This is a genomic window from Erwinia sp. PME.40.26/001, assembly GCF_055556675.1.
Window position 1 is genome coordinate 1 of record NZ_JBVHNP010000331.1, and the last position, 250, is coordinate 250.

The 250-nt window shown below is 82.0% G+C and carries 1 protein-coding gene; it reads left to right on the plus strand.

The window, feature by feature from the left end; translation table 11 throughout:
* The coding region (locus ACZ3HG_RS24415) for a hypothetical protein (RefSeq protein WP_465335062.1) at positions 1 to 250 on the plus strand (250 nt) is incomplete at both ends.

Below are 250 nucleotides of genomic sequence, written 5' to 3' on the forward strand. Positions count from 1 at the left end.
TGATCGGGGCGGCGATCGTCGTGATCCTCCTCGGCGTGGTCCTGCCGCTCCCGCCCGAGGCCCGGCACCGGGGCCTGGCCGGCCTGGGCCGCACCGACGGGATCCTCGCCGCCGCCTACGCGGCGGTCGCGGTCGGTGCTGGCGCAGCCATCGGCCGGCGCCTCGGGCGGCCCGTCGCCGCCCTGGTCGACGCCCCCCGGGCGGCGACGGCCGGCGAGCGGCGGACCGTGCTCGGGCTGCCCGCCCGGCT